Annotated in this window: 4 protein-coding genes; all 4 read left to right on the top strand. The window is 28.5% G+C overall.

Translation table 11 applies throughout. The features are described 5' to 3' along the window. Window positions 1-166: 166 nt before the first annotated feature. Window positions 167-4,234 (top strand): type II CRISPR RNA-guided endonuclease Cas9, encoded by a 4,068-nt coding sequence (gene cas9 / locus Q3907_RS10175; protein ID WP_301898193.1) that lies wholly within the window; start codon window positions 167-169, stop codon window positions 4,232-4,234. Between the two features lie 111 nt (window positions 4,235-4,345). Continuing rightward, window positions 4,346-5,248, top strand: coding sequence for a type II CRISPR-associated endonuclease Cas1 (cas1, locus tag Q3907_RS10170; protein ID WP_301898192.1), 903 nt, complete (start codon window positions 4,346-4,348; stop codon window positions 5,246-5,248). Between the two features lie 7 nt (window positions 5,249-5,255). Continuing rightward, a complete protein-coding gene (gene cas2, locus Q3907_RS10165) occupies window positions 5,256-5,591 on the top strand; it encodes a CRISPR-associated endonuclease Cas2 (protein WP_158553647.1) in 336 nt (111 codons plus the stop codon). Beyond that, window positions 5,575-6,450: a hypothetical protein gene (locus Q3907_RS10160; RefSeq protein ID WP_301898191.1), complete on the top strand. Its 876-nt coding sequence runs from the start codon at window positions 5,575-5,577 to the stop codon at window positions 6,448-6,450. Before cas2 ends, Q3907_RS10160 begins: the two co-directional genes overlap by 17 nt. Window positions 6,451-6,604: the final 154 nt, after the last annotated feature.

The raw sequence follows: 6,604 nt of genomic DNA, 5'->3' as shown, positions 1-6,604 counted from the left end.
CTTTTGCGATGTAAAGGTAAAATATAACTTACGCGCATAAAATTTGCTTTATATAAAGTGTATGCTGATAGCATACACTTTTGTTTTTTATATAGAAATTTATAGGAAACAGCTTACATAAGTGTTATAATGCATATAACATAATCACTTTATGGAGGGTATTGAAATGGATAATAAGTATGTATTAGGCCTGGATATTGGAATTACATCAATAGGTTGGTCAATTATTGATGAAGTTAGGGGAAAACTATTGGATATGGGAGTTCATATGTTTGAACAAGCAACTCCTGCACAAGAAGTTAGATTGAATCGTTCCGCAAGAAGAACATTGAGAAGAAGAAATTGGAGAAAGAAACAATTAAAAAATGCATTTATTGAATTTGGATTGATTTCAAAAGAAGAAATGAATCAAAGAGATTATTTGAGTTATACTGCAAATTCAGATACTTTTTCTCGCCCTGAAGAAGATACAGTCTACCATTTAAGATTAAAAGCGTTAAAACAACAGATATCTTTAAGAGAGCTTTTGTTGTGTTTGTATAATATTTGCGGTACTCGTGGACATTTCTTAATGGAGAATATTAATTTTACCTCCAGTGAACCAATTACTTTTGATTTCTTTGTTGAGCAATTTTATGAGTTTACACATGAATATGTGAATTTTGAAGAAGATACAAAAGAATTTGAGCAGACAATACTAAAACCTATTTTTGAAAAGGGAAAAGTAAAATCTAATGAATTAAAGTCTTTGTTGAAGGATGAATATACAGTGGAATCTGAGGATAATGATGCATTATTAGAAATATTGAAATTGATCTGTGGATTTAAATGTGATTTAAAGAAAATTAGTGAGTCTGTTGTACTCGTTCAAGAGGATAAAACTAAAGAATCTGTAAAATTAGATGAATTATTGAAGATGGATAGCTTAAATGAATTTTTGAACAATGCAGTAGAACTTCATGATGTAATTGCGGTTTCTCAGATTTTAAAGGATCATAATTATATTTGTGAAGTGGCTGTAGAGAAATTAAATGAAGTTCTAAATGTTCAAAAATTAGAACATTCAGATCCAGATAAATATGAAGAAGAAAAGAACAATATTCAGAAAAAAATGAGTAAGGCAGTTGGAGAGCGTTTGCGTGTTGTAAAAAATATGGAGAATAAGTATCCGAATGGCTTGTATGTAAAAGAAGCTAGTGAAATTTTGCATAAACAACAAGAATTTTATCCTAATTTGATTACGGATAATTTCATTGAAGCATGTATTTCTACAATTAAAGCACGTATTCCTTACTATATTGGACCATTGTCTTCACAAGCTAAGAATAGTTGGATTGATCGTAAAGATGGTATATTTAAGTATGGATATGACTATTGTAAGGATGCTTTAGTAAATGAAGAAGAGAGTATTCAAAATTGGAAGTTGAATATGATTTCACATTGTACGTATTTACCCGAAGAATATGCACTTCCAAAAGGATCATTTATTGCAGAGACATTTAGCTTATTAAATGAATTGAATATTCTTACCGCAATTGATAAGAATGAAAATCGATATTATTTAACTCGTGAAGATAAATTAAAAGTATTTGATGAATTATTCTTGAAGCGTACAGATTATGTTTCGCATAAAGAAATTGCAGAATTATTAAACTTAAAATCTTTTGGTCCTAAAGACTCTCGTAAAGAAGGTAAGTTTAAAAATAGATATACTTTATATCAGAATATAATTAGTGTATTTCCTCAATTTGAATTGCATTCTATTCTTGATTTATTTAATGAAAATGAGAAAGAAAAAGTAGATAAGATTGAAGATATTATTTTGAACTTAAATTTATTTGATGAAGAACAATCAAAGATTAATTATTTCACTAAGAAGTTGAATTTAGATGAAAAAGACGCGAAAAAATTAGCTAGATGTAAATCAAATGGATTCTATGCTTTCTCTAAACAATTTATTATGGAAACAAAAATGAATGTTGATGGAGAAACATTACTTGAGGAAATGTTAAGGGATAATTCAGAAAATCAAAAGAATGAACAGATGACTTTGATTACTGAAGCAACGGACTTGGATGGAAATAGAATTAATTTTGATTCCAACAAGTATATGACTTTATTAAAGGATACGAAGAAGTTGTCTATTGATTTATTGATGCAGGATGGTAAACCATTTATTCCAATTGCTAGACCAGTTATTAGAGCTTTGAATGAATGTTTTAAACTATATGAAGAAGTTATCAGAACATATGGAGTTCCTGATCGTGTTGTTATTGAAACAGCAAGAGACTTAAAAGATAGTTCTCAAGATGGAGATGTACCAGCTAAACATTTTGATCAGATGAAAAAGTTGTATGATTACTTAAATAATCAAATGAAAGAGCAGAAGAAAAAGGCCAAACTTTCAAAACAATATATGGAAGATTGGGATGTTATCGAGCCATATTTAGAAAAAAATAAGCGTAAAGTTGAATTGTATATTCGTCAAAACGGTCGTGATATGGTAACTGGAGATGAGATTGACATTCAAAAATTAGAGGATTATGAAATGGATCACATTCTACCTCGTGGTTTTGGTGATAATTCCATGGATAACTTGATGTTGATCAAAAAAGAAATCAATGGTAAAAAAGCGGACAGACTTCCATTAGAATATATTGAATCGGAAACTGTAACAAACAAAGCGGGAAAACGCATTATCGCTAGTGATTTCAAACGTAGATGCTATGAATTGAATGGAATGAAATTGATTTCGGATAAGAAATTAAAACGATTATTATTAGCATCGACTGATGAAGTAATGGGATTTATCAATCGTAATTTAGTGGATACTCGTTATATTATTCGAGAATTAATGGCGATTTTAAGAGCTTATAACACAGTTAATAATTATGATACTCATATTGTTTCATTGCGTTCTTCATTTACAACGGTGTATAGAAATGCATTTAATATGAAGAAAAATCGTGATATTGGTGATCAACACCATGCTCATGATGCTTCTATTGTTGCGATTGCAGATATGGTTTTATCGACATATTATCCAAATTATGATGAACGTGGAAATAATAAGTATTATCAAGAATTCTTGAAGAGAATGATGGAGTCACAGGGACCAGATAGTGATAAATCGGAAAATCAAAAATTGTATGGATTCATTAAATATGCATACTTCAAACGATTTGGTAATTATCCAAATGATAATGATTCATTGGTTTCTCAAGTAAAGGATACTGTACCTTTATATTCTATAAAAGCAGAGAAAAACTATAAAGGTGCATTCTTTGATGCGACTATTTATCCGCAAATGGATAAGAAGAAAAACATACCGAGAGAAAAAGGTGTGTTGGGTCTTTTAGGGGTAAATAATGATAAGCGTATTTATAGTTCGATTAACTGTGTTGCGGTAGATTTCTATAAGTATAGGAAAAAGAATGGAAAAAAAGCATATGTCGGTATACAAATTCCGAAGCTTATAGTAAGTAACAACGGTGAAATCAATAAAGAGCAATATATTAAGTTAATAAGAGATTACTATAAAGTACCTGAATTATTAGATGAAAATGGGAATGTGAAGGAATATTATTTCCGTATGCGTGTGTTTAAAAATGATTTATTTTACGAGACAGAATCTAATACAGTTTTAAAGTTTGGTATTGGTACAATCACTAGAAAAATTCTAGAACCTAGTCATGTATATTGCTTTAGTTATAATGATATCTATAAAGAAGTATATCTTTTAAAAAAGGAAATGGCTATACGTTTTGATTTTAAGGATTACATTGTTAATCCAAGTGGACATCATAAATTTAATGATTATGCAATCGATGAATTGTTGGGATTTTGCTTAGATAATTATTTGGATTTTGATGATTTAGAAAAACAAACGAAATTAGTGATTAATAAGTTTACGGAAATGATGAATAAGCAAAAATCAAAAGTGGGGAAAATTGATTATCAGTGGTTTTTAGAAACTATTGTTTATTTGAATCTAATTGTTAATAGAAAATGTTCTCCGTTGGATCGATATAGACCTGGTACAGATATTGTGAAAAAGAATAATAATGAAGATGCAGAATATGTCAAAATCAAATCAAGTATTCTAGGCATTCGTTATACATATAATGAAAATGGTAAATTATTAATATCAGGTCCTAGAAAAGCTCCTGGAAAGTATTCTAAGATTAAAAAGGAAAAGTTCTCTTGGAAAATTTGTAGCGACGTGCTACAATGAGTGTGTCAAATAATACAAATGAATTTAGTCTGGAAGAATAAGATTTAAATTCGAAAACTATTAGAGATAGCTAATTGTGGCTATCCCATTTTTTATTATAGTTTTATTAATATGGGCTGGAAAACAGTAGTAATTGGAACTGAGTGTACAGTGTCATTAACATTAAATCGAATGAAAATTACAATAGGAAATGAATATCAGAATATACCATTATGCGATTTGGATACAGTTATTTTTTCGCATGATCGAATTACTATGACAATTCCAATGTTATCTAAATTGGTAGAAAATAATATTAATGTAATAATTTGTGATTCAAAGAATGATCCAATTGGTATTTTTCAACCATTTAACAATCATTCTTTGGTGTTTAAGCAATTGAATAAACAAATTAATTGGAAAATAACTCGGAAAAAGAAATTATGGAAATTTATAATAGAACAAAAAATACAATCTGAAATTGATGTTTTGGACTTGATTTATGAGGATTGTGATGAATTGGAAACTTTAATTGGCTACAAGAATTCAGTTTATAACGATGATCAAACGAATCGAGAAGCAGTGAGTGCAAAGTGTTATTTTGGAAAGATGTTTGGGACAAAGTTTTATAGAGATGATAAGAATGATGTAAGAAACTTTGCACTGAATTATGGATATAAGATTTTAGCTAGTTATATTTCAAAATGTATAACAGCTAGAGGATTATTAACTCAACTAGGAATTCATCATATTGGTGAATCGAATGCCTTTAATTTAACATATGATTTTATAGAGCCATTACGAGTAATAATAGATGTATGGGTTGAAGAAAATATTAAAGATAGTTTTAGCGTAGCTCAAAAACAAGAATTGATTGGATTGTTAGAAACGAAGATTTATATAGATAAAAAATGGATGCGTTTAAAAGATGCGATTGAAGATTTAATTGATTCTTATATTGGTTTTTTGAATGAAAAAACAGATGATATTTTGAAAATTGATTTTTCAAAAGGAATTCGTTATGGAGGGGAGTAGTAGATTTGTGCGATTAGTACTATTCTTTGATCTACCCCAAGAAACGAAAACAGATCAAAGACATTACAGACAATTTGTAAAATATTTAAAAACTGAAGGATTTATACGAATCCAATATTCAGTTTATGCAAAATTATGCATAAATAATGATTCAGCTAAGACGATTCAAAAAAGACTGAAAAACAATGTTCCTGATAATGGGGATATAAGATATTTAATAATAACTGAGAGGCAATATCAAAACATTGTGAATATGAATAGTAATTATACTTTACAAGAAAACATTACGACAACAGATCGTACTTTAATCATAGGAGGACTAAATAGTGAAAATAATACATGAGGAATCTGTCTACTTGATTCCGGAAGATAATAATATAGTAGTACTAGCAGGTGCTAAACAAAAAGATATAATAGATTGTTTTATAAATCAATTCGTTAAAAAGAAAAGAAATTATTGTAAAGTATTAGATTCTGAAAATCAGTCAATTAAACCAGCTGAGCTTAATTTTATTTATTACCCATATGGTAGTGATATTAATTCTAATTTTGAATTTGGAACAAAATCTATATTCAATATTGAAACAACTAATCTTATTCAAGAAAATGAAAACGATTTTAAATCGTTTGAATTGATTAGAGAAGGATTTAGAAGTTTGATTACTGATCATGGTATGTATAAATTGAGAGAAATTTTAACAAGAAATATAGACTGTTATATTGGCTTAGAAATGTCGGATTTTGAGGTTTCTAAATTTTTATCAATGTTGGACATAAACATAGGAGATACTCCAGTTGATCAACAGTACATTATGGTTTATAACCTGTTGTTATTTATTAATAGAAATCAATTTAACGTCGTATATATAGATTTTCCAATCACACAAACCACATTAAAATGGTTGAAATCATTTGATCAAGATAATATCCTGTTTCTTTTAAACAATGATTATATGGCTTGCGATTCTATTGAAGAACTAGAAAAATTTGCAATGTTGATTGTTTCCAATAAAGATTACATTGAAAAATATGAATATGATTTAAATCAATTTAATAATATTTCCTATATACAAAATCCTTATACTATGCTTCATAAGCAGCAACAAACAGAAAAAAACATTCGATTAATGGAACAATTTGAAGATAAAAACACAACTTTTTATCTGACATTTAATGATACTTATACTCAATATGTACTGTAAATAAAGCATAAATATGCTATAATAAGGCCAACAGTTCTTGAGGACTAAGTTTATTTGTATTATTTGAATCAAGCTCGATTGCGTTCTTATGTGCTTGCTGTTCTTGAGGACTAAGTTTATTTGTATTATTTGAATGAAAGTTATTGGGCGTATA

Origin of the sequence: uncultured Holdemanella sp. (assembly GCF_958348295.1) — a bacterium.
In the GTDB taxonomy this organism is placed as follows: Bacteria; Bacillota_I; Bacilli_A; order Erysipelotrichales; family Erysipelotrichaceae; genus Holdemanella.
Note: the sequence above shows the minus strand (reverse complement) of the source record. Positions and strands in the feature narration are given on the sequence as shown.

Bases quoted from the DNA above. Each gene is read 5' to 3' on its own strand.
- cas1 (WP_301898192.1), top strand. From the start codon at position 4,346: ATGGGCTGGAAAACAGTAGTAATTGGAACTGAGTGTACAGTGTCATTA.
- cas9 (WP_301898193.1), top strand. From the start codon at position 167: ATGGATAATAAGTATGTATTAGGCCTGGATATTGGAATTACATCAATA.